The following is a 22732-nucleotide window of genomic DNA, read 5'->3' on the forward strand; positions in this document are numbered from 1 at the left end:
GAGCGGTATCTGTTGTCAGAAACCGCTCTCTCTCCATTTCTCAAAATCTGGTATGGGCAGGGGCTTTGAGAAATAATAACCCTGAACCATTTCACAGTTGGCATTATGGAGTATATCAATCTGCAATTGGGTCTCAATACCCTCTGCCACCACATGAATACCCAGATTTTCGGCCAGCCGGATAAATCCGGAAATGATTTTCTGAGCCTTGGCATTGGTGATATCACTGAAAAACTGACGGTCCAGCTTGATTGTATCCACATCGAAATCCTTCAGCAGCGCCAGGGCGGAATAGCCGACCCCGAAGCCGTCGAGTGAGCATCCAAAGCCACATCTGTGCATCTCTGTTATGGAATTCTTGACCAGCTCCCGCTGAGGAGTGTCAAAAAATATAGATTCTGTAAGCTCTATTTCTATCAGGCCATCGGGGATATCGTATTTTTCTTTTAATACTGAAAAGTCTCTGAGAAAGTTCAGGTTCTTGAAATGTACCCGGGAGAGATTCACGGAAATCGGAATCAGCTCTTTTTTCTCCTGAATGCATTGATTCAGATAGATACACACTTTTTCAAAGACATAGATATCCAGAAGGCAGATGTTACCGTTCTGCTCAAACAGAGGGATAAAATCCGACGGGAATATCACTTCTCTTTGGGGATGTATCCACCGGAGCAGAGTGAGTCGGCGTTCTGCTGTCTGCAGGCTGTACGGACCCTGTCCTGGGCAATCGTTACGTCCAGCGCGGGATCGTCAACCAGATAGATTCCCTGGTGGAAGGCGAGGTTATATTCTATATCGGTATAGTCATTATAAGAATTCCAGTAATTCTTCCAGGCTGGCTTAGCCTTTTTCATGATAATCTCCCTTATTGATTATAAAAATCATATCAGCAATAGGATGCAACTGATGATCTGTGTACGTATGCATATAGGTTCTTGCTTTTTCATGGGGTGGCAGTATAATAATGACAATAGTATATTGTTTGGAAGTTACGTTATTAAAGAAAAACAGACTTTATTTAATTATCTATATGAAAGCTTAAAGGAACAGACATTAACGGGGCGCCTGCAGTATGGGGAAAAGATTCCTTCTATGAACAGCCTCTGTGAATTCTACCACTTGGGAATATGCATTGTAAAGAATGTAATGCGTGCATTAAAATTAGCCTGCAAATAAAAAGTCAAGGCTAAATTGAAAGAACATTGAAAATTTTATACAGGTTCAAAATTAGGTATCAAAATAAGACCACCACACCAGTGCTGGCCTGAAAATAGTAGTGGATATTTAGGATTCTGGAAGAGATGAAAGATATTCTTTCACTCGACCATAGTAGATTCTTAGAAACTTATTGGCACCCGCTGTCATGTAGACATAGTAAGGTTTACCTTGAGCACGTTTTTTGTCCAAGAACTGATATACAGGGTCAGCCTGTGGTCTTGTTTTAATTAAAACGTCCATTACTTGAAATAAGGTTTTCCTGAGGTCAGAAGAACCACGCTTTGAAGTTGGAACACTTTTTTGTTCATAAGTGCCGGACTCATTCACGCCGGGATCTACACCGGCAAATGCAGTAATAGCGCCTTTATGAGTAAACCGGGAAACATCGCCAATCTCAGCCATGAGCTGAGGACCAAGTGAAGGTCCAACCCCTTTCATAGCCATAACGATAGGATATTCGGGGAGTTTCGATGCGGTTTCATTCATTAAGGTACGCAGCGACTCAACGGTTGCAGAGGCACTGTTAAGCTGGTCAACAGCCTGCCTGATGATAAGCTTTGTAATGTCATCCTTTGGAAGTACAGGAACAAGTTCCTTTGCTTTTCCATAGATTTCTTCAGCCTTTGACTGGCTGAAGTTGTACTTCTTACGTTTGCACCAGTTTTGATAATGGCAGATAAAGGCATTTTGAGACATTTTACGGACACAGTCCACATGCCAGTATGTAGATGCAAAATCGACCCATTTCTGGCTGCCGTCACTGCGTGCAGGACTGTCAAAGTAAGCATTCACACCAGGATAGGTTTGGTCAAGGATTCCAATGAGGTTATTCTTCATAGCCGTCTTATGTTTCATGTAAAAGCAAAACTGACGGTTCATAGTTTTAAGCTGATTTCGTAATTCATCCATAACACTATACTGTTTGAGATTTTGCCACTTGTCAAGTGCATATCGGGCAATCTTAACGGAGTCAGCTTTGTCAGATTTGACTTTGCGAAGGGAATCATTATCAAAATCCTTGATAAGCTTTGGGTTAATGGCACTGACGAAAAGATTTGCCTCGGAAAGCTGATGGGCAAGGACTTCGTAATAATGTCCTGTATGCTCTATTACGATTCGAGATTCGCCTTCAACAGAGTGGATGAGTTCTACAAGTGAATTGATATCACTGGCTGTGTGTTTGATTTCAAAAGGTGCAGAGACAATTTCGCCGAATGGGCGCATGATTGCCACCATGCTTTTTCCTTTAGAAACATCGATACCTACTGCGTTCATAAAATTTGTCACTCCTTAAGAATTATTGCAATGGTTAAAACCAGTTTTACTCATTGCCTATTCAATCTACTGTGGTGTGACACGAATGCGCCTATGACGATTCAACCTGCATAAAACGAACGCTGCGAATGAGGAGCTGGTTATCAGTCTAATTTACGGACGCGAAGTCCAAGAAAGGAAGCCGACATACCGATTGCTCCATCATTATACAGCTTAAGCAACAAGATGGATAATTCCTTACTGGCTGTAAGGGATATTACCCATAAATATATTGTAGTAGAAAGGAAAAGAGATGGTAATCAAAACAAAACCAAAGGTGCTCGTTATTGGAGGCAGCTATTTTCTGGGGCGCGTTTATCCGTATGATGGTTCAGAAAGGTTTCCTGCCGCGCATTGAGAATGCGAAGGGGCGCTTTCAATTTGTCTATGTCAGGGATGTGGCACAGGCCATTGCAGTGAGCATTAGCAATCCTGCAGCGTTCAACCAGTCTTATAATCTCTGCAATCCGCAGCAAGTCGATTATCCTCTGCTGGCAGATGCCCTGACTGCCGCTGCCGGTACCCATGTGGAAATACGCCGCATGACCTGGGAGCAGGCGCAGGAGCAGGGAATCCCGCTGCCGTTTGCTGTGCAGGAGCAGGAAACCGAGCTGTATAACAGCGAAAAATCCATGTGTGAGCTGGGGATTGTGTATACGCCGCTGAACGCCGGAATGAAAAAGACATATCATGCCTTTTATCAGGTCTACAGAGACAATTAGGTGAGGGACTGTCATTCTTGCGGCGCAGCAATGACAGTCTCAATCATTTGATAAAGTAGGTTTGAATCAATCGGTTTTGACAGATGCCCGTTCATCCCTGCTTCATTGGCTTTTACAATATCTTCATGAAAAGCGTCGGCTGTCATGGCAACAATCGGAATGGATTTTGCACGGGGATGAGCTGACTGGCGTATTGCCCTCACAGCCTGATAGCCGCCCATAACCGGCATTTGCACATCCATCAGTATTAAATCGTAAGCGTCTCCGTCCTGGAGGAACCGTTCCAGAGCTTCCAGTCCATTTTCCACACAATCAATTTCCATACCCGCCATTTTCAAAATTTCTACTGCAATTTCCCGATTGAGTTCGTTGTCTTCTGCCAGCAAAACGCCGCGTCCGTCCAGGGAATGATGTAGCTTTGGCTTGTCGGGAACCTTTAATACCCTTTCAATGCCGGTCACGGAGAGAAGGGTATTATAAAGGGTTGAGGCAAAGATGGGTTTGGTCAGGAAAGCATTGACGCCGGCCGCCCGTGCGCTCTGTTCGATAGGAGCCCAGTCATAAGCTGTAATGATAATAATGGTGGTATCAGGGCCTACGAATTCACGGACCCGCCGGGTAACCTCGATGCCGTCCATATCCGGCATCTTCCAGTCAATCAGGCAGACATCGTAATCTTCTCCGGTTTTGTGAGCTGTCAAGACCTCATCCACACATTCAATTCCGGTCAAAACCCACTGCGACAGAATCCCCAGCTTATGGAGCAGCAGCGAGGTATGGATGCAGCAGTCGCGGTCGTCATCCGCCACGAGAACCTTCAGGGTTTCCAGCGCCTGATGATCTTGTGCAGAAGGTTGTTCACCTGTATTGTCCACATCAAAATCCAGTTCCGCAGTGAAGGTGGTTCCCTTTTTTTGCTCGCTTTTTACCGACAGAGTGCCGCCCATGAGCGTGACCAGGTTTTTGGTGATGGACAGCCCAAGGCCTGTGCCGCCGTATTGCTGGCTTGAGGAGGCGCTTTCTTGTTCAAAGGGCAGGAATATCCTGTTCATGAATTCCTCACTCATGCCAATACCGGTGTCGCTGACTGTGAAACGCAGGCGTACCCGCCCGTTTTTCTTCTGAATCTGCCGGATCTCCAGGCGTACCGTACCGCCGGCAGGGGTAAATTTGAGCGCGTTAGAAAGAAGATTAATTAAAATCTGGTTCAGACGCAGGGCGTCACCGACCAGAAGCGTATCGTCAATGTCTATCAGGGGCATGGTAAAATTAATGCCTTTATCTGCGGCCTGCGCGTAAAAGATAGAGGTAATGGATTCCGCAACGCTCTCCAGGTTAAAAGGCTCGCAGGCAATTCGCATCTTCCCTTCGTCGATTTTGGACATGTCCAGCACATCATTGATTAGGGTCATCAGATGCTTAGAAGAGTAGCCGATTTTCTCAAGGCAGTTTTCCACCCGCTGCCGGTCTTCTATGTAAGCGCATGCGATGGTCGTCATACCGATAATCGCGTTCATGGGAGTGCGTATCTCATGGCTCATTCGGGAGAGAAAATTCTGTTTGGCAGCGTTGGCATTCTGCGCATTGACCAGCGCATCCTTCCCCTTCTGACCGACCGTCAGCTGAAGGATTTAAAAAGTTTTCTGCTCAGTAAAAAGGACCGCTGCCTTATAGAAATGGCAATTACATTTGCGGAATATATGCCTGTCGTTTATCCATCGGATGTGGTACGTGAGATATACGGCAATCTGCTGGAACCAATGTATCTAGTCTATCCGCTTTTGCTGAACCGGACACAGGATACAGACGAAACTATTGTCCACATGATTGAGATGATGGAGACTGCCCTTGACGTGCGGGAGGCAAAGATGTTTTGCCAGGGATTTTTAAAGCTGTTGAAGTTTGTACAGTCAGATATAGAAAAGATCAGAAAAGAATTGCAGGAGTAGTGGTTAAACATTTGCAACCCCTTGATGATACAGGGTATGCAAAAAAATTATAAAAAATTAGCACTCGACGCTTGACAGTGCTGATAATAAGTGTTATATTACATGTAGAACAAAAAGCAAGGCAATGATTGCTGAAGCTTTGGAGTTCCGTAACAATGGTACAACATTCCGGTGATACCGGATGCGCTTTAGTATAGAAGGAGAGATGACGTATGATGATGCCCAGTATTTTTAAAGATGAACTGTTTACCCCGTGGATGGATTTCAGAATGCCGGATGTGGAGAAAGCCTTATATGGAAAACGCAGCGGCCACATGATGAAAACTGATATCAAGGAAAAGGATGACAGCTATGAAGTAGCCGTTGACCTTCCCGGCTTCCGGAAGGACGAGATGAAGGTGGAGCTGAAGAATGGATATCTGACAATCAGCGCAGCCAAAGGGCTTGACAGAGATGAAAAGGATAAAAAAGGTAAATTCATCCGGAAGGAACGCTATGAAGGCAATATGAGCAGGAGCTTTTATGTGGGTGGGAATGTTACCGAAGGTGACATCCATGCGAAATATAAAAACGGCATCCTGACGCTGGATATTCCGAAGAAAAGTCCGGAGGAAGAGAAGAAACGCTATGTGACAATCGAAGGATGACAGGTAAGGCCGTCAATATTCCCCGGAAGCAATTCCGGGGATGTTTTATAGATGGGAGAGGGCTCGCCGGAGCGGGTCTTGATGACAGGAGGTGATGAGATTGACAGCCAAAAGGGATTATTATGAAGTGCTTGGAGTCGGCAGAAATGCGGATACTGAGACAATTAAAAAAGCATACCGTAAGCTTGCGAAGAAATACCATCCGGACTCGAATGCCGGCAATGCGGAGGCAGAGCAGAAGTTCAAGGACATAACAGAAGCATATACAGTGTTGAGCGATGCTGAGAAGAAGAAATTATACGATCAGTTCGGCCATGCGGCTTTTGACGGGAGCATGCCGGGCGCGGACGCCTATGGAGCGCAGAATGGAGGGCCGCAGGGTAGTTACAGAGAATATCATTTTGAAAATGGAGATATGGATGATATTTTTGGGGATATTTTTGGTAATATGTTTGGCGGCGGAAAGACCGGAGGCTATGAGCATCAGAGCTTCCACAGAGACGGCTTCGGTGACGGGTTCCGTCAAAAAAGCTTTCGCAGGAAAGGTTCAGATCTGAGGGCTGAAGTTTCGGTCAGCTTTGATGAAGCTGCGTTCGGCTGTGATAAGATCATTAGCCTGCAGGACGCGGCGGGAGGCGGATCACAGTCTTTGCAGGTTCACATCCCTGCGGGTATAGAAAACGGGAAGAGCATACGTCTCCGCGGAAGAGGCATGCCGGGCGTCGGCGGAGGCAGCCCCGGGGATTTGCTGCTGAAGGTGGTGGTTGGTGATAGACCGGGATTTGAGCGGAAAGGAGCAGATATCTACACGACGGCCTCGATTCCTTTTACAACAGCAGTCTTTGGCGGCGAAGCCATCATACAGACGCTGTACGGCGGAGTTCAGGTCAAGATTCCGGAAGGTACGCAGTCAGGAAGCAAGATTCGGCTGAAGGGAAAGGGCGTCGCTGCCATGAAGAATCCGGAGACGCGCGGGGACCAGTATGTGAGCATTCAGATTGAGGTCCCCAGGAACTTGAATGAAGAGGCCAGGAAGAAATTGAAAGAGTATGAACAGGCCTGCGGACAAAAAGGCCGAAAAAGCGTAGCATAAAAACTGATGAGTTAGCACTCGGGTGTTGACAGTGCTAATAGTATGTGTTATATTCGCAATAGAACAATGATTGGAATACAAGGAGGTGTGTTTATGAATATCAGCAAATTTACCCAGAAATCCCTGCAGGCTGTGCAGGATCTGGAGAAGACCGCCTATGAGTTTGGGAATCAGGAAATTGAGCAGGAGCATCTGCTGTATAACCTTCTGCATCAGGATGACAGCCTGATTCTTAAAATGATAGAGAAGATGGAGATTCAGAAAGAGCACTTTCTGAACCGGGTAGACGAGGCGCTGAACGCGCGGGTTAAAGTTCAGGGCGGGCAGCCGTATATCGGGCAGTATCTGAACAAAGCCCTGGTGAGCGCGGAAGATGAGGCGAAGGCCATGGGCGACGAGTATGTGTCGGTTGAGCACCTGTTCCTGGCAATGCTGAGGCATCCCAGCCCTTCGGTTAAGCAGATCATGGGAGAATACGGTATTACAAGAGAACGGTTCCTGCAGGCGCTGAGCACTGTCAGGGGCAATCAGCGAGTGACCACAGATAATCCGGAGAGCACGTATGATACACTGAATAAATACGGTACGGATCTGGTGGAGAAGGCCAGGAATCAGAAGCTTGACCCGGTTATCGGCCGTGATGCGGAGATCCGGAATGTGATCCGGATACTCTCAAGAAAGACGAAGAATAACCCGGTGCTGATCGGAGAGCCTGGGGTCGGCAAGACGGCAGTCGTTGAAGGGCTGGCGCAGAGGATTGTTCGCGGAGACGTGCCGGAAGGGCTTAAGGACAAGACAATTTTTTCACTGGATATGGGCGCTCTGGTCGCCGGCGCGAAGTACCGGGGCGAATTCGAGGAACGTCTGAAGGCTGTCCTGGAGGAGGTACGGAAAAGCGAAGGCAAGATTATACTGTTTATCGATGAACTTCATCTGATCGTGGGAGCCGGCAAGACAGACGGGGCCATGGATGCGGGCAATATGCTGAAGCCCATGCTGGCCAGGGGCGAGCTGCACTGCATCGGTGCAACGACGCTGGATGAGTACAGAAAATATATCGAAAAGGATGCGGCCCTGGAACGCCGTTTCCAGCCTGTCCTCGTGGATGAACCTACGGTAGAGGACACCATATCGATCCTGCGTGGTTTGAAGGAACGGTATGAGGTGTTTCATGGGGTGAAGATCACAGACAGCGCCCTGGTGGCTGCCGCTACACTTTCTGACCGCTATATCTCCGACCGTTTCCTGCCGGACAAGGCAATTGACCTGGTGGACGAGGCCTGTGCCCTGATCAAGACGGAGATGGATTCCATGCCCACTGAGCTGGATGAGCTGCACCGGAAGATCATGCAGCTGGAGATTGAAGAAGCGGCCCTGAAGAAGGAGACGGATAATCTGAGCAGAGAACGGCTGGAGGATCTCCAGAAGGAGCTGGCAGAGCTGAGAGATGCTTTTAATGTACAGAAAGCCCAGTGGGAGAATGAGAAGACCTCTGTGGAGAAGCTTTCCAGACTGAGAGAACAGATTGAGGACATCAACCGTCAGATCCAGGCGGCCCAGCAGGCTTATGACCTGAACAAGGCAGCCGAACTTCAGTATGGCGAGCTGCCCAGGCTGCAGCAGCAGCTGGCGGCGGAGGAGGAGAGGGTGAAGAGCCAGGATCTTTCTCTGGTTCATGAAAGTGTTACGGATGAAGAAATTGCCAGGATCATTTCCCGCTGGACGGGAATCCCTGTCTCCAAGCTGACAGAAGGTGAGAGAACCAAGATCCTGGGGCTGGAACATGAGCTTCATAAGAGAGTCGTTGGGCAGGATGAGGCTGTCACCAAGGTTTCGGATGCCATCATCCGGTCCAAGGCGGGTATTAAGGACCCGACAAAGCCGATCGGTTCCTTCCTGTTCCTGGGGCCCACCGGAGTCGGTAAAACGGAGCTGGCTAAGACTCTCGCTGAGAAGCTGTTTGATGATGAGAATAATATGGTGCGGATCGACATGAGTGAGTATATGGAGAAATATTCCGTATCCCGCCTGATCGGGGCGCCTCCGGGCTACGTGGGCTATGAGGAAGGCGGACAGCTGACAGAAGCCGTACGGAGAAAGCCTTATTCGGTAGTGCTGTTTGATGAGATCGAGAAGGCTCATCCTGATGTGTTTAATGTGCTGCTTCAGGTGCTGGATGACGGCCGTATTACAGATTCTCAGGGACGTACGGTAGACTTTAAAAACACCATCCTGATCATGACGTCCAATATCGGTTCACAGTATCTGCTGGATGGGATCGGTGAAGACGGTGATATTTCGGAAGAAGCGCAGGAGATGGTGCAGCACGACCTGAGGGCTCATTTCCGTCCGGAGTTCCTGAACCGTCTGGATGAGATCATTCTGTTCAAGCCGCTGACGAAGGATAACATCGGACACATTGTGGATCTGCTGGTTGCTGATCTGAATAAGCGCCTGGCAGGCCAGGAGCTGTCCATTGAACTGACGCCTGAGGCAAAGGAGTTTGTCATAGACGGGGGTTATGATCCGGTCTATGGTGCCCGACCGCTGAAACGGTTTATCCAGAAATATGTGGAAACCTTATCCGCGAAGCTGATCCTGGGCGGGAATATCCGCCAGGGCGATGTGATCCTGCTTGAACGGTCAGGAGATAGCCTGGAAGCAGTCATCAAGCCAAAGGTGGAGGTAGTGGAATGATACCGAGTGATCCGGCCATGCTTCTGAGTTATGTCAATACTCAGCTGAGAGATTATTATCCCTCCTTAGAGGAATTGTGTAAAAGTCTGCAGATCTCAGAGGAGGAAGTGAAAAGAAAGCTGTCTGCGATCGATTACCAGTATGAGGAAGAGGTAAATCAATTTATATAAAAGAGAGTTTATAAGGGGCTGATCACCCATAAGGAAGTATATATTCCTGAACCAGATGTCGCTGGAGATAGCCTGAAGGGTACTATTTTTACATTAAACAGATGCGTGTACTTCGCTTAACAACAGTGCTTTAACAAAGGGCCTGCTTTCTTCGTCAAGCAAGAACATGAAGGCGTTATTACGGCACCTTTGCAGGCGTTCTCCTTTTACGATAATATCATAGCCCATGGAACATTTCTGATTGCAGGAGGCCGGATCTACCAGGCGCTTGCAGACCGGCGCCTGGCGGATGGTCTGCACCATTTCCTCAGGCAGGGTGTCTAAGACGTCCATGTACTGCCCGATGTGGTTTGTGTAGATCCGTGCCATCAGCCCCTTTTTTCTAAACACATAATTTGCTATTGCCTTTTTGTTCAGGCTGTAGGAAACTACGTAGCCGCTTTTAGCGGATTTCACTTCTGCCCTGCAGCCGAGGTCTGTCAATTCATCATGCATATCGCTGACGAACTTTTTGTTTGACACATCTACTGAATATAAAAAATCTTGAAACGTATATTTATCATCCATAGTATTTTTTCCTCATTGTATTTCAGTTAACTCGATCTCAAATGGGACTGTAGGTATTCCGTCGGAGGAGGGAATGCCATCTTTGAATGCCCATCCCTTTAGCCTGGTTGGTTTAAGTAATATGAATTCCGCAGTTCGTCCGCCCAGGGCGACACCTTCGTCAAATGCGCCGGGAAATTTTTCGCAATAAACCTTCCGAAGTTCCTCATTATGATCTGACATAGTTGATCCCAAAAATTCTGCGCTGGCTTCAGCAAAGAAATTGCCGGCGCCAATACAGCAATTGGGGTTAGCTTTTAGCTGCCGGTATTTCAGCGATTCAGGTTCAGTAAAGAATAAAATGCTTTTCTTATAGTATACGGGGCTGACGAAACGCATTGTTACGCTCTGATCCAATGCTGTTGCAAGTGTAACGCTCATCTCATTTTTTATTATTTCATAAAACTGTATGATTTTATCCATGCTTTTCTTAATTCCTCCTATTTTTTATACAGCGCTGGCAATCCTCCTTTTCATCCGATCAGGCAGGCCAATCCCAAACATTTTGTCCGGTCTTTATATCAGATTATACACCATTCCTTTACTGATGGATTGTATATTTGCGACAGATTTCCAGCGGCCGCTCCTGTAATGTTTTTTAGGGAATGCTACCTTCCGCTCCATATCTCTGGTATAATAAAGACAATTGGAAGAGATTTGAGAGAGCAAAAGAGATTATGATATGGGAAGGGAGTACAAATGAAAAGTAAAAAGAGAGTATTAATCTGGGTGTTGTCGGCGGTCTTGCTGCTGGGCGGCCTCAGTGCGTGCGGGGGTGAAGGAGGCGGCAGTGCGGGGAGCGGGGAGCAGACGGCACAGAAAACTACAGTAGCTGCCGCACCAGAAGTAAATTCAAAGGCAGTGGTTACGGGAACTCCGGCGCCTGAGCCCACGCAGGAGACTGCAGGGGATATGACGGTTCACTTTCTGGATGTGGGCCAGGGGCTGTCTGTCCTTGTTCAGTCCCAGGGCAGGAATCTGATCTATGACGGAGGAGGCAGGGGAGCTTCCAGTTTTACCGTTTCCTACCTTCAGCAGCAGGGTGTGACTGATATTCAATACCTAATTTCATCACATTATGATGAGGATCACGTGGCCGGGCTGGTGGGCTGTCTGAATGCGTTCCATGTGGAGCAGGTGATCGGTGCGGACTACGTACAGGATACAAAGATCTATGAGTCATTCATGAAAGGCGTAGAAGCGCAGGGGCTTTCCGTGCAGCATCCGGCCGTCGGGACAGAGTTTTCATTTGGATCTGGGAAGTTTACAATACTTGCCCCTTCTTCCATAAGCGGGGATGACAACGGGAATTCTGTTGTCATAAAGCTGGAAAATGGATCAAACAGCTTTATCTTTACGGGCGATGCTTCCGCAGAAAGTGAAGCTGCCATGTGTGGATCGGGGCTTGATCTGGAATGTGACGTGCTGTCTGTTTCCCACCATGGTTCAGCTACGGCGACAAGTTGGGAATTTTTGCAGGCGGCAGTGCCGGAGCTGGCGGTGGTTTCATGTGGAACTGATAACAGCTACGGCCATCCTCACAGGGATACGATGGATAGGCTGGAGTCCATGGAAATACAGGTATACAGGACGGATAAGCAAGGTACGGTGACCGCTGTCAGTGACGGGACCACAATCAAATGGAACCAGGCGCCCTGTAATGATTACAGTCCGGGCGATGAGAGCGATCAGGGGACACAGCCTGAGGAGCAGTCTCAGCAGGGGGCCGGGGAACCGCCTGCCCAGCCGGAAGTGCAAGCCGCCCCACCGGAAGCAGCTCCACAGCCAGAGGTGACAGAGGCTCCGGATCAGACGGTTATGGTCTGGATCTCAGCCACAGGCTCGAAGTATCACAATAAGCCGGATTGTGGAAATATGAATCCGGATAAGGCGGCTCAGATGAGTGAAGCCGATGCGCAGGCGAGTGGTTATGAGCCGTGTAAAAAATGCTTTTAAAATAAAAGATGCCGCAGAATCCGCGGCATCTTTTATTTTAATCTGGAAGGGGCTGCACCTTCCGGCGGTATACCTTCCGGTAGAAAATAGTTGTCAGCGTGACAGAGACAATCTCTGCGATGGGAATTGCCCACCATACGGCCGACAGGCCGAAAAGCCTGGCCAATATATATGCGGCAGGAAGCAGCACGAACATCTGGCGCGCCAGTGAATTGATCATACTGTAGACAGCATCCCCCAGCGCCTGGAGAACTGAACCGATAATGATACAGTATCCCGCGAAGATGAAGCTGAGGCTGATCGTGCGCAGGGCCGGGACGCCAATTGCGATCATGTCGGCGGAGGCATTGAAAATTCCCAGGAGCTTGTCTGGAATGAGCCAGAAGCAGAATATTCCGATGAGCATCAGGCAGCAGGCAGTCAATACGCTGAGCTGAACTGTTTTCTTAATTCTTTTTTTGTGCCTGGCTCCATAATTATATGCGACAATGGGAACCATGCCGTTATTCAGCCCGAATATGGGCATAAAGATGATACTGTTCAGTTTAAAATACACACCGAATACAGCCGCCGCCGTCGAAGAAAATTCCATTAGAATGAGATTCATTCCAAAGGTCATTACAGAACCGATACACTGCATGATAATTGAAGGGACGCCGATCTTATAAATTCCTCCGATAATTGCCCTCTTCGGGCGGAACTTCAACAGGCTGATATTAATTTCTTTGTTGAACTTCAGGTTGAAGATCAGAGCGAGGACGGCGCCGATTACCTGTCCCAGAACCGTAGCGGCCGCTGCACCGGCCACGCCCATCTTTGGAAGGCCGAAATAACCGAAAATCAGGATCGGATCCAGTATAATATTAATGACTGCGCCAACTGACTGTGAGATCATGGTGTAGAAAGTTTTGCCGGTTGAAGTTAAAAGGCGTTCCATGGTGATCTGTGTAAATACCCCGATACACAGAGTACAGCAAATCTGCATATACTGGACACCATAATTAAAAATTTCCGGGTCCGCGTTAGCAGTCTGCATAGCCATAAAAGGGTTTGCAAAAAAGAACATAGCAACAGCAAAGATTACACTGCTGGCTAAAGCCAGCACCACACCGTGGCGGGCCACGTCATTGGCTTTGCCGAATTCCTTTTCACCGAGGCTTTTGGAAAGAAGCGCATTGATACCGACGCCTGTGCCGGCGGCGATAGAGATCATCAGGTTTTGTATGGGAAAGACCAGGGAAACTGCTGTGAGAGCATTTTCACTGATTTGTGAAACGTACATGCTGTCCACGATATTGTAGAGAGCCTGGATCAGCATGGAAATAATCATCGGCAGAGACATCTGAAACAAGAGCCTGCCTATGGGCATGACGCCCATCTTGTTTTCTTTTTCTATGGTATTCATCAGGGGAAACCTCCTTTTCCTACGGTAAATATTCTATGAGAATACAAATATAATGTCAAGATCTATTGTGTTTTCTTGTCGAGATGGTGGATACCCGACCAATTGGAAGCAAAACCGAAATAGCATTTACTTTGCGGCGGAATTCAGCTATACTGCATGTAAAAGAGTTTACCGCGGGAGGGCTTTGCCATGGATGCATATGGAAGCTTTGCGATGGTCTATGATTTGTTTATGGATAATGTGGATTATGATGGCTGGAGTGATTATCTGAGAAAACTACTGCGCAGGTATGGAGTCGAGGATGGGCTTATTCTGGAACTGGGGTGTGGGACCGGAAGTATGACTGAGCGGCTGGCGGAGGCGGGATTCGATATGATTGGGGTGGATTGTTCCGGAGAGATGCTGGAGATCGCCCAGGAGAAGAAATGTGAATCGGGACTGGATATTTTGTATCTGGAGCAGGATATGCGGGAATTTGAACTGTATGGGACTGTGCGGGCAGTGGTGAGCGTCTGCGACAGCCTGAATTATATCCTGGAGGATGAGGAACTTGTGAAGGTGTTCCGGTTGGTGAATAATTACCTGGATCCGGGCGGGATTTTTCTGTTTGACCTGAATACGATTGATAAGTACAGGAAGATTGGGGACACTACGATTGCGGAAAACAGAGAGGAAGGCAGTTTCATCTGGGATAATTATTATGATGAGGATGAGGATATAAACGAATACCAGTTGACCATATTCCTGAGAGAAGGGGACGGTGACCTTTACAGAAAATATGAAGAGGTGCATTATCAAAGGGGCTATGAGCTGGAACGGATCAAAGAACTTCTGAAAGAGGCAGGCCTGGAATTCCTGGATGCTTTTGAAGCTTTTACAGAACACGCGCCGGACGGAGCCAGCGAGAGGATATATATCGCGGCCAGGGAGCAGGGGAAAAATTTGCAAAATCGCTCAGATTAAGGTAAACTGATATATGATAGTCAGGTACTGCAGAATACCCTGAAGATACTCTGGAGTATAGGTTGAGAAATGGAGAATGACAGATGGATTACATTGTAAGAGCGACGGCCGCAGGCGGACAGATCCGGGCTTTTGCGGCAACAGCGAGAGGGTTGGCTGAGAAGGCCAGGGCTTTGCATAATACCAGTCCTGTGGCGACGGCAGCCCTGGGAAGGCTTTTGACGGCCGGAGCCATGATGGGCGTTATGATGAAAGGCGACAAGGATATACTGACCTTGCAGATAAAAGGGAATGGGCCGCTGCATGGGATTACAGTGACGGCAGATTCCAAAGGCCGGGTGAAAGGATTTGTAGACAATCCGGAGGTCCTGATCCATGCCAATGAGCTGGGAAAGCTGGACGTGAGTGGTGCCATTGGTGCAGGTTATCTGACCGTTATAAAGGATCTGGGGCTGAAGGAGCCTTATTCGGGACAGATAGAGCTTCAGACCGGGGAGATCGGGGATGACCTGACTTATTATTTCGCGGTCAGCGAGCAGGTACCCTCTTCTGTGGGCCTGGGAGTTCTGATGGAGAAGAATAATACCGTGAAGCAGGCTGGTGGCTTCATCGTACAGTTAATGCCGGGGACTTCAGAGGAAGTGATTGAAAAGCTGGAGATGAACCTCTCACAGGTCACTTCTGTAACGCGGATGCTGGAGGCGGGATACACGCCGGAACAGCTTCTGGAGCAGCTGCTGCAGGGGATGGAACCGGAAATACTGGATACCATACCGGCTGAGTTTTACTGTAACTGCAGCAGAGACAGGATGGCCAGAGCACTGATCAGCATAGGGGCCAAGGAATTGCAGCGGCTGATTGATGAGGGAGAACCCATTGAGTTGAAGTGCCATTTCTGTGGCAGCGCGCATACATTTTTAATTCCTGAAATCAGGGATTTCCTCGACGCTGCAGGCGGAGAAGTGAAGCCTGAGAGATAAAAAAGATAGCTCCGGCAGCCGCTGGCAGCGGTAGGATTACGGAAAATAGCGGCGGCAGCCAGATAGGAAGGATTGAGATGAAACAGGGATTTATAAAGGTTGCAGCAGCCACGCCTAAGATTCTCGTGGCTGATTGTGTGGAAAATGCCGGATTAATTGTGGAAGAGATCCGGAAGATGGAGAATCAGGGTGCAAAGATCATGGTGCTGCCCGAACTGTGCATGTCCGGTTATACCTGTAGCGACCTGTTCTGGCAGGGACGGCTTTTAGATGAGGCCAGGGAAGGGCTCAGGCTGGTTTTGAGGGAGACCCGCGGGGTGGATGCGCTTATTTTTACAGGCCTGCCGCTGGAACATGGGGGAAAGCTCTATAATGCTGCGGCTGTTCTGAACAGGGGCCGTCTGCTGGGGGTGATTCCGAAGAAATATCTTCCCAATTATAATGAATTTTATGAATTGCGCCATTTTACGCCTGGTGAAGAGCGCGTGGAATGGATGGAGTGGGACGGCGAAAAGGTTCCTTTCGGCATGAATTTACTGTTTGCCTGCAGCATGATGCCACATCTGGTTGTGGCTGCGGAGATCTGTGAAGACCTTTGGGCGCCGGCTCCGCCGAGCGTGGCGCATGCGCTGGCCGGAGCTACGGTGATTGCCAATCTGTCGGCAAGTGACGAGATGACGGGGAAGGATGCTTACAGGAAGAATCTGGTGGCATCACAGTCGGCCAGGCTGATCTGCGGCTATATTTACGCGAGCGCCGGAGAGGGGGAGTCTTCTACAGATCTGGTGTTCGGAGGCCAGAACCTGATTGCGGAAAACGGAACGGTTATGAAGGAATCCAGACGTTTTGCCAATGAGATGATCTGCAGTGAGCTGGATGTGGACCGTCTGATCAGCGAACGCCGCAGGATGACTACCTATCCGGCCGCGGACAGGGAGCGTTATGTGACAGTTCCTTTTGAGCTGGAGATGGTTGAGACGGAACTGACCCGGTATTTTGATCCCAGGCCCTTTGTGCCTTCTGACAGAGCGAACAGGGACAAACGGTGCGATGAGATTCTGAGCATTCAGGCGATGGGGCTTAAGAAGCGTCTGGAGCATACGCTCTGTAAAAGTGCAGTGATCGGCATATCCGGCGGGCTGGATTCGACGCTGGCTCTGCTGGTGACAGCCAGGGCTTTTGACTTGCTGGAGATTCCCAGGGAAAATATCACTGCGGTTACCATGCCTTGTTTTGGCACCACCGACAGAACTTATCAGAATGCCTGCAGGCTGACACAGTGCCTGGGAGCCACGTTGAGAGAGATTGATATACGGGAGGCTGTGCAGGTGCATTTCCGGGATATCGGACAGGATATGGAGAAGCATGATGTGACTTATGAGAATGCCCAGGCCAGGGAGCGCACGCAGATTCTGATGGATATTGCCAATCAAACGGGAGGAATGGTGATCGGCACCGGCGACCTTTCTGAACTGGCCCTGGGCTGGGCGACCTATAACGGCGACCATATGTCCATGTATGCGGTGAATTGTTCTGTGCCAAAGACACTGGTGCGGCATCTGGTTCGATACTATGCGGATACCTGCGGAGATGGTGAGCTGGAGGAAATCCTCCTGGATGTGCTGGATACCCCGGTGAGTCCGGAGCTGCTGCCGCCGAAGGACGGTGTGATATCCCAGAAGACAGAGGAGCTGGTAGGACCTTATGAGCTCCATGACTTTTTCTTGTACTACATGCTGCGTGCAGGCTATGCGCCGGCGAAGATCTACCGGGTAGCCCGGCTGGCTTTTCGGGGGGAATACGATGCAGAAACGGTCTTGAAATGGATGAAAAACTTCTACCGGAGGTTTTTTACCCAGCAGTTTAAACGTTCCTGCCTGCCGGACGGGCCCAAAGTAGGCTCTGTGGCCGTGTCTCCGCGAGGGGATCTGCGGATGCCCAGCGACGGATGTGTCAGAATCTGGATGGATCAGATGGAAGCGCTTGAAGCAACAATGGAAAAATAAACGTAAAAAAGCTGCCGTGAAATTTTATGGCAGCTTTTTTACGTTTATTTTTTAGCACTATATGGAACGCTTCAGGCGTTCCTCCACTTCTGGATTCTTGTCGAGCAGAGCCGACAGGAAACGGGTCGCGCCTGTTCCGCGGCTCTTGTAGGACTGAACCAGGGTGAGACGCGCTTCTTTGGACAGGTGATCCGCGATACGTTCAAAATCCAATAATATATCGGTAAAAACGCAGCCTTCAGACACAGAGCAAAGACCCTGCTTCAGGCGGTTCAGGTGTTCTTCGCGGCTGTGGGCACATTCACGGATGATTTCATGCTCCAGGGAAACAATCTTAAAAGCAACCTTCGGGTCCTCTGTGTGGAAGCATTCGTCGGCCAGCTCCAGGATTTTGGCCATGCGCCCGTTGAGCACCTCAAGCTCCTTTCGGGCGTCCCCCGAGAAGGAATGCCCGGTTTCCCACAGACGCTTAAAGGAAACCACCATATGGTATATATGGTCGCTGATATTCTCATAGTTGGAAATCACATGCAGAAGCTGTGACAGCTCTTTACTTTCCGCTTCTGTCAGGCTTCGTGTGGAAAGCCTGGCGAGATAGGATTCAATCTCATCCTGATACCAGTCAACCTGTTCTTCAGCTTTATGTATGAGCTTTGCGGATTTGTCATTCCACTGGTCAAGCAGCCCGGCGGCGGCAGTAAAGGCTTCATTGGTAACATGTATGCACTCTATAGTCCGCTGGCGGCATTGTGCCAGAGCCAGGCTGGGGGTGGCCATAAGCCGTGTATCCAGAAGGGTTTCTTCCTGAACTGTACTTTCGCGGACAGTGATTCTCGCCAGTTTTTCCAGAAGCCTGGAGCATGGCAGGAGAATGGCCGCGCATGCAAACTTGTATCCGGAGTGGCAGATGGCGATTGTGACAGGGGTCGCTATCGCAGAAAGAAAGGGGAGCGCTCCTGCGGATCTGAGGATCATGTAGACGGGAAGGGCGATGAAAGCACCGATCACGTTGATATAAAGATCTACCACTGCAGTCCTTTTAGCGTTCTTGGAAGTACCCATGGAAGAAATCAGCACTGGTAATACCTGACCGATATTGATGCCCAGAATTAAGGGGATCACACTCTCGAAGGTGATTCCGCCCGCCAGCGCCAGTGCCTGAAGAACACCTACGGAAGCGGAGGAGCTCTGCATAATTCCTGCCATCAGGATTCCGACAGCCAATCCCAGGAAGGGATTGGTCAGAAGGTCAAACAGGCGCATGAATTCCGGGATCTGGCTGAGGCCGGACATGGAGCCGGACATGGTAGTCATGCCAAACATCAGGATAGAGAAGCCGAGTAAAATGGCTCCCACGTCTCTTTTATGTTCTTTTGACTGAAATCGGTATAAAATGATTCCTATGAATGCCAGAATTGCTGTGAAAGAAGCAGGTTTTAATAACTGAATCAGGAAACTGGCGCCGTCAATGCTGGTGAGGCTGATCAGCCACGCCGTGACTGTGGTGCCCAGATTGGAGCCTATCATCAGAGGAACTGCCTGGCCGAGGGCCATCATGCCGGAGTTAACGAAGCTGACTGCCATGACGTTGGTTGCGGTAGAAGACTGGATGACCATTGTGACCAGAAGGCCAACCATAAATCCGCGCATGGGATTGGCTGTCATGCGGGTAAGAAAATTCTTCATCTGATTGCCGGCACATTTTTTCAGGGCTTCTCCCATATAAGTCATACCGAACAGAAAAAGTGCAATTCCCCCGATACAGGATAAAACATTAAAAAAATCCATACATGCTCCTCTCGTCCCAAGAAATTACCTAAGGGACCGATTGAGATTTAACTTTAACTTTACTTAAAGTTAAAGTAATATTTATATTCTATAAAATCATACTTTTTTTCTGGGCTGTTGTCAATTTACCTTTTGATTTTTTTATAATTTCTTTTCAAATGAAAGGTTTTAGTATATCCTTATTTTAATAGCAAACAGATAATAACAAAAAGGGAGATTCCTTCTATGTCAAACCAATATAAAATAATCGATGAAAGGAACTGGAAGCGTGCCATGCATTGCAAGGTATTCAGAAACAGCGTGGAACCGGCATTCTGTGTGACTTTTGAACTGGATATCACGCATTTCCTTGAAGCAGTGAAGCGGGACAAAATATCTTTTACCATGGCTATGATATTAGCGGTATCCAAATGTGCGAATGAAATAGAAGAATTCCGCTGCCGTTTTGTAGATGGACAGCCTGTGCTGTTCGACCGGATCGATACGGCGTTTACCTATCTGGATAAAGAATCAGAGCTGTTTAAGGTTGTTCATGTGCCGATGGAGAAAACAATGGAAGCATATGCTGCAGCGGCGGCAAAAGCGGCTGAGGAACAGACAGAATATTTTACGGGTCCGCTGGGAAATGATGTGTTTCAGTTTTCGCCGATGCCATGGGTGACTTACACACACATTTCGCATACGAATTCCGGAAAAAAAGACAATGCAACTCCTCTGTTTGACTGGGGGAAGTATTTTGAAAGAGAGGGACGGATTCTTCTCCCATTCTCGGTACAGGCCCATCATTCCTTTGTGGACGGGCTTCATGTGGGCAAGCTGGCGGAGAAGCTGCAGCATTATCTGAATAAGTTGGGATATGGAACAGATGCGGCTTTAACGCTGCAGGTTCTGGAGGAGCGGTTCACGGTTTGTAAAGCAGAAGATTTTTCACAATTGGACCTGAGTGGGGAATATTGCTTTACCGCCCGTACAGATGAAGAATATTCTGTCGTCTGTGAGAGCAGTAAGGTGCCTCCGAACATAACGGAGCGGGAAGACGGCTGGAGATGCCTCCGCATGATGGGGCCGCTGGATTTCACGCTGACAGGAATACTGGCGAAGGTTTCTGCAATACTGGCCTCGGCCGGGATAGGGATATTTGCAGTGTCGACTTATAATACAGATTATATTTTTACGAAGGGAGAAAACTTTGACCGTGCAATCAGGGCGCTGGGGGAAAAGGGATATAAAATCAGTATACCATGCAGGGGTATATGACAAAAGAGAAAAATAGGGGAAGGGGGTATCATGAAGATTGCCGTGGAAGATATGGCGCCTGAACGGTAGTCTCAATGATCCGGTAACTCGGCGTTTGGAGAATGATCGAAAACATAATGTTATTATGACCAGATGGGAGGCGGAATGATGAAAAAGCTGAGTGAAATGAGCAATGAAGAGCTGTGGCAACTGTTCCCGATCTTTCTGACGGAGCATCGGAAGGAGTGGAAGGACTGGTATGAGGAAGAGCATGCGTATCTGGAAAGGATATTGCCGCCGCAGCTGGTGAAGAATATCAGCCATGTCGGAAGTACATCCGTGGATACGATCCGGGCAAAGCCGATTGTGGACATCCTTCTGGAGGTCGTGCCGGACTGTGATTTCAGCCAAATTGAAGATATGCTGGTCAGTCACGGGTATTTGTGCATGTCCCGTTCGGGGGACAGGTTTTCCTTTAATAAAGGCTATACGGAGAATGGGTTTGCAGAAAAGGTATACCACCTTCACCTGCGGCGGGAAGGGGATCACGATGAGATCTTTTTCCGTGATTATCTGAGAAAGCATCCGGAGGCTGCCAGGGATTATGAGAAGCTGAAGCTCACGCTGTGGAGGCGGTATGAGTATGACAGGGACAGCTATACGGAAGGGAAAACGGATTTTGTGAGAAAATATACCAGGCTTGCAAGGGAAGAGGCGAAAGGTTCATGCGCGGCTGTCATACGCCCGGCCCGTCTGAATGACGCGGAAACTCTGCTGGGGATATATGGGCCATACGTTCGGAATACCGCTATTTCTTTTGAATATAAAGTTCCGGGTGCAGAGGAATTCCAGAAAAGGATGGGTAAGATTGTGCAAAAATACCCGTTCCTGGTGGTGGAAGAAGATAAAAATATAATTGGGTATGCATATGCGTCGCCGTTTCATGAGAGGGAAGCATATGGCTGGTCGGTGGAGACGTCGATCTATGTTAAGCAGGGATTTCACGGGTACGGCCACGGGAAACGGCTGTATCGGGAACTGGAAAGAATTCTTCAGAAACAGCATTACCTGAATATGTACGCCTGCCTCGCTTTTACGGATCAGGAAGATGAGTATCTGACAAACGCAAGTAAAAGCTTTCATGAGTGCCTGGGATTCCGTACTGTCGGAAGATTCAGCCGGTGCGGATATAAATTTGGACGATGGTATGACATGATATGGATGGAAAAAATGATTGGTGTACATGGGAAACTGCCGGATGTGGTACTTCCGCCTCAGGCTGAGTTGAGCAATGATAACGGCGGGGCGCACTGTATGTAAACTGTTCCTGTTTTCGGAAGGGCAGAAGAAGTGTCCAGGTCTGGTTTCAGAAAAAGATGAAAGAGTCCGCCAGGGAGGAAGCTTGAGAGCTTCCCTTCTGGCAGACTCTTCTTTATTCTGCGCCTGTGCCGGCATCGGCTTTGGCAATTGCTGACTGAATCGCTTCCAGAAGTAGCATGGAGGTATATTTGTTCTCGTCAGAATAGGTTATGTTGTCTGTAGACTGGGAGAGATAAATCTGCTCTGCGATATCTTCGAGAGTAGGCTCCATCAGAGGATACATAACGGTAGCAGTCTCACTTAAGTTCACCAGTTCGATGGAATTGATATGATTCGCATCTACAGTGACCTGGACATCAAAGGAGTTGTCGTTCAGCTGAATCGTGGATGTATATACGCCGGGTATGTACAGGGTCTCTTCGGCCGGTTTGGCAGCAGTATCCTTTTTATCCTTTCCGCTGAACATGACAAAGACCAGGATGATCATTAATATGGCAAGCACAAGAAAGATAGCAGTATAGACAACTTCTTTCATATGTAAAACGACAATTTTGGTTTTGGAACTCATGGGCGGTAGACTCCTTTTCGCGTTTTCTATATATGATATGAGTCAGATACAGAAAGTATGACCATTTTGCAAAAAGAGTTTTGGAAGGAAGTCT

21 protein-coding genes and 1 pseudogene are annotated in these 22732 nt (G+C 48.5%); 13 read left to right on the plus strand and 9 right to left on the minus strand.

What is annotated here, in order from left to right; all coding sequences use genetic code 11:
* Positions 1–15 precede the first annotated feature (15 nt).
* The 3 genes from H9Q79_RS15275 to H9Q79_RS15290 form a co-directional block, all read right to left on the minus strand.
* Positions 16–645, minus strand: a complete 630-nt coding sequence (locus H9Q79_RS15275; RefSeq protein WP_249328680.1) for an EAL domain-containing protein — start codon at positions 643–645, stop codon at positions 16–18.
* Entirely contained in the window at positions 642–854 is a 213-nt protein-coding gene (locus H9Q79_RS15280) for a hypothetical protein (protein WP_249328681.1), read from the minus strand. Before H9Q79_RS15280 ends, H9Q79_RS15275 begins: the two co-directional genes overlap by 4 nt.
* A 430-nt stretch (positions 855–1284) precedes the next feature.
* A complete protein-coding gene (locus H9Q79_RS15290) occupies positions 1285–2493 on the minus strand; it encodes an IS110 family RNA-guided transposase (protein WP_118648870.1) in 1209 nt (402 codons plus the stop codon).
* Between the two features lie 362 nt (positions 2494–2855).
* On the opposite strand from H9Q79_RS15290, the gene H9Q79_RS15295 reads away from it, so the two are divergent.
* Positions 2856–3254: an SDR family oxidoreductase gene (locus H9Q79_RS15295; RefSeq protein ID WP_118647149.1), complete on the plus strand. Its 399-nt coding sequence runs from the start codon at positions 2856–2858 to the stop codon at positions 3252–3254.
* A gap of 11 nt (positions 3255–3265) precedes the next feature.
* Here H9Q79_RS15295 and H9Q79_RS15300 read toward each other — a convergent pair whose 3' ends face one another.
* On the minus strand, positions 3266–4771 hold the full coding sequence (locus H9Q79_RS15300) for a response regulator (RefSeq protein ID WP_330596829.1): 1506 nt from the start codon (positions 4769–4771) through the stop codon (positions 3266–3268).
* A 15-nt stretch (positions 4772–4786) separates the two neighbouring features.
* Between H9Q79_RS15300 and H9Q79_RS15305 the strand changes: the two genes are divergently transcribed.
* From H9Q79_RS15305 to H9Q79_RS15325, 5 genes are all read left to right on the plus strand, one after another.
* On the plus strand, positions 4787–5203 hold the full coding sequence (locus tag H9Q79_RS15305; RefSeq protein ID WP_118647145.1) for a hypothetical protein: 417 nt from the start codon (positions 4787–4789) through the stop codon (positions 5201–5203).
* A gap of 212 nt (positions 5204–5415) precedes the next feature.
* Positions 5416–5850 (plus strand): Hsp20/alpha crystallin family protein, encoded by a 435-nt coding sequence (locus H9Q79_RS15310; RefSeq protein ID WP_118647144.1) that lies wholly within the window; start codon positions 5416–5418, stop codon positions 5848–5850.
* Between the two features lie 100 nt (positions 5851–5950).
* Positions 5951–6943, plus strand: coding sequence for a DnaJ C-terminal domain-containing protein (locus tag H9Q79_RS15315; protein WP_118647142.1), 993 nt, complete (start codon positions 5951–5953; stop codon positions 6941–6943).
* A 93-nt stretch (positions 6944–7036) separates the two neighbouring features.
* The gene (gene clpB, locus H9Q79_RS15320) at positions 7037–9640 is read left to right on the plus strand and encodes an ATP-dependent chaperone ClpB (RefSeq protein WP_118647140.1); all 2604 of its coding nucleotides are present in this window, start codon (positions 7037–7039) and stop codon (positions 9638–9640) included.
* Positions 9637–9810 (plus strand): DUF4250 domain-containing protein, encoded by a 174-nt coding sequence (locus tag H9Q79_RS15325; RefSeq protein ID WP_118647138.1) that lies wholly within the window; start codon positions 9637–9639, stop codon positions 9808–9810. The genes clpB and H9Q79_RS15325 overlap by 4 nt, the downstream gene beginning before the upstream one ends.
* A gap of 93 nt (positions 9811–9903) precedes the next feature.
* Here H9Q79_RS15325 and H9Q79_RS15330 read toward each other — a convergent pair whose 3' ends face one another.
* The gene (locus H9Q79_RS15330; protein ID WP_118647136.1) at positions 9904–10377 is read right to left on the minus strand and encodes a hypothetical protein; all 474 of its coding nucleotides are present in this window, start codon (positions 10375–10377) and stop codon (positions 9904–9906) included.
* A gap of 12 nt (positions 10378–10389) precedes the next feature.
* Complete coding sequence (locus H9Q79_RS15335) at positions 10390–10839, minus strand: pyridoxamine 5'-phosphate oxidase family protein (RefSeq protein ID WP_118647134.1); 450 nt, start codon at positions 10837–10839, stop codon at positions 10390–10392.
* A gap of 276 nt (positions 10840–11115) precedes the next feature.
* On the opposite strand from H9Q79_RS15335, the gene H9Q79_RS15340 reads away from it, so the two are divergent.
* Complete coding sequence (locus tag H9Q79_RS15340; RefSeq protein WP_249328682.1) at positions 11116–12372, plus strand: ComEC/Rec2 family competence protein; 1257 nt, start codon at positions 11116–11118, stop codon at positions 12370–12372.
* A 37-nt stretch (positions 12373–12409) separates the two neighbouring features.
* On the opposite strand, the gene H9Q79_RS15345 is transcribed toward H9Q79_RS15340, so the two are convergent.
* On the minus strand, positions 12410–13777 hold the full coding sequence (locus H9Q79_RS15345) for an MATE family efflux transporter (RefSeq protein ID WP_118647132.1): 1368 nt from the start codon (positions 13775–13777) through the stop codon (positions 12410–12412).
* A 189-nt stretch (positions 13778–13966) separates the two neighbouring features.
* On the opposite strand from H9Q79_RS15345, the gene H9Q79_RS15350 reads away from it, so the two are divergent.
* From H9Q79_RS15350 to H9Q79_RS15360, 3 genes are all read left to right on the plus strand, one after another.
* The gene (locus H9Q79_RS15350) at positions 13967–14740 is read left to right on the plus strand and encodes a class I SAM-dependent DNA methyltransferase (protein ID WP_118647130.1); all 774 of its coding nucleotides are present in this window, start codon (positions 13967–13969) and stop codon (positions 14738–14740) included.
* Between the two features lie 83 nt (positions 14741–14823).
* Positions 14824–15720 (plus strand): Hsp33 family molecular chaperone HslO, encoded by an 897-nt coding sequence (gene hslO / locus H9Q79_RS15355; RefSeq protein WP_249328683.1) that lies wholly within the window; start codon positions 14824–14826, stop codon positions 15718–15720.
* 77 nt (positions 15721–15797) lie between these two features.
* The gene (locus tag H9Q79_RS15360; protein WP_249328684.1) at positions 15798–17726 is read left to right on the plus strand and encodes an NAD(+) synthase; all 1929 of its coding nucleotides are present in this window, start codon (positions 15798–15800) and stop codon (positions 17724–17726) included.
* Between the two features lie 57 nt (positions 17727–17783).
* Here H9Q79_RS15360 and H9Q79_RS15365 read toward each other — a convergent pair whose 3' ends face one another.
* Positions 17784–19514, minus strand: a complete 1731-nt coding sequence (locus H9Q79_RS15365; protein WP_118647126.1) for a Na/Pi cotransporter family protein — start codon at positions 19512–19514, stop codon at positions 17784–17786.
* Between the two features lie 225 nt (positions 19515–19739).
* Between H9Q79_RS15365 and H9Q79_RS18560 the strand changes: the two are divergent.
* The 3 genes and pseudogenes from H9Q79_RS18560 to H9Q79_RS18400 form a co-directional block, all read left to right on the plus strand.
* Positions 19740–20363 (plus strand): annotated as a pseudogene (locus H9Q79_RS18560) (CatA-like O-acetyltransferase); the annotation flags it as partial.
* 159 nt (positions 20364–20522) lie between these two features.
* Entirely contained in the window at positions 20523–20771 is a 249-nt protein-coding gene (locus H9Q79_RS18565; RefSeq protein WP_334298983.1) for an ACT domain-containing protein, read from the plus strand.
* 144 nt (positions 20772–20915) lie between these two features.
* On the plus strand, positions 20916–22070 hold the full coding sequence (locus H9Q79_RS18400) for a GNAT family N-acetyltransferase (RefSeq protein ID WP_330596831.1): 1155 nt from the start codon (positions 20916–20918) through the stop codon (positions 22068–22070).
* A gap of 112 nt (positions 22071–22182) precedes the next feature.
* On the opposite strand, the gene H9Q79_RS15390 is transcribed toward H9Q79_RS18400, so the two are convergent.
* Positions 22183–22638 (minus strand): FMN-binding protein, encoded by a 456-nt coding sequence (locus H9Q79_RS15390; protein WP_118647124.1) that lies wholly within the window; start codon positions 22636–22638, stop codon positions 22183–22185.
* Positions 22639–22732 lie beyond the last annotated feature (94 nt).

Origin of the sequence: Wansuia hejianensis (assembly GCF_014337215.1) — a bacterium.
Lineage (GTDB): Bacteria > Bacillota > Clostridia > Lachnospirales > Lachnospiraceae > Scatomonas > Scatomonas hejianensis.

Excerpts from the sequence above, each read along its gene's own strand:
- H9Q79_RS15280 (WP_249328681.1), bottom strand. The coding sequence starts at position 854 with ATGAAAAAGGCTAAGCCAGCCTGGAAGAATTACTGGAATTCTTATAAT.
- H9Q79_RS15290 (WP_118648870.1), bottom strand. The coding sequence starts at position 2,493 with ATGAACGCAGTAGGTATCGATGTTTCTAAAGGAAAAAGCATGGTGGCA.
- H9Q79_RS15295 (WP_118647149.1), top strand. The coding sequence starts at position 2,856 with ATGATGGTTCAGAAAGGTTTCCTGCCGCGCATTGAGAATGCGAAGGGG.
- H9Q79_RS15300 (WP_330596829.1), bottom strand. The coding sequence starts at position 4,771 with ATGAACGCGATTATCGGTATGACGACCATCGCATGCGCTTACATAGAA.
- H9Q79_RS15305 (WP_118647145.1), top strand. The coding sequence starts at position 4,787 with ATGGCTCATTCGGGAGAGAAAATTCTGTTTGGCAGCGTTGGCATTCTG.
- H9Q79_RS15310 (WP_118647144.1), top strand. The coding sequence starts at position 5,416 with ATGATGATGCCCAGTATTTTTAAAGATGAACTGTTTACCCCGTGGATG.
- clpB (WP_118647140.1), top strand. The coding sequence starts at position 7,037 with ATGAATATCAGCAAATTTACCCAGAAATCCCTGCAGGCTGTGCAGGAT.
- H9Q79_RS15325 (WP_118647138.1), top strand. The coding sequence starts at position 9,637 with ATGATACCGAGTGATCCGGCCATGCTTCTGAGTTATGTCAATACTCAG.
- H9Q79_RS15330 (WP_118647136.1), bottom strand. The coding sequence starts at position 10,377 with ATGGATGATAAATATACGTTTCAAGATTTTTTATATTCAGTAGATGTG.
- H9Q79_RS15335 (WP_118647134.1), bottom strand. The coding sequence starts at position 10,839 with ATGGATAAAATCATACAGTTTTATGAAATAATAAAAAATGAGATGAGC.
- H9Q79_RS15340 (WP_249328682.1), top strand. The coding sequence starts at position 11,116 with ATGAAAAGTAAAAAGAGAGTATTAATCTGGGTGTTGTCGGCGGTCTTG.
- H9Q79_RS15345 (WP_118647132.1), bottom strand. The coding sequence starts at position 13,777 with ATGAATACCATAGAAAAAGAAAACAAGATGGGCGTCATGCCCATAGGC.
- H9Q79_RS15350 (WP_118647130.1), top strand. The coding sequence starts at position 13,967 with ATGGATGCATATGGAAGCTTTGCGATGGTCTATGATTTGTTTATGGAT.
- hslO (WP_249328683.1), top strand. The coding sequence starts at position 14,824 with ATGGATTACATTGTAAGAGCGACGGCCGCAGGCGGACAGATCCGGGCT.
- H9Q79_RS15360 (WP_249328684.1), top strand. The coding sequence starts at position 15,798 with ATGAAACAGGGATTTATAAAGGTTGCAGCAGCCACGCCTAAGATTCTC.
- H9Q79_RS15365 (WP_118647126.1), bottom strand. The coding sequence starts at position 19,514 with ATGGATTTTTTTAATGTTTTATCCTGTATCGGGGGAATTGCACTTTTT.
- H9Q79_RS18400 (WP_330596831.1), top strand. The coding sequence starts at position 20,916 with ATGATGAAAAAGCTGAGTGAAATGAGCAATGAAGAGCTGTGGCAACTG.
- H9Q79_RS15390 (WP_118647124.1), bottom strand. The coding sequence starts at position 22,638 with ATGAGTTCCAAAACCAAAATTGTCGTTTTACATATGAAAGAAGTTGTC.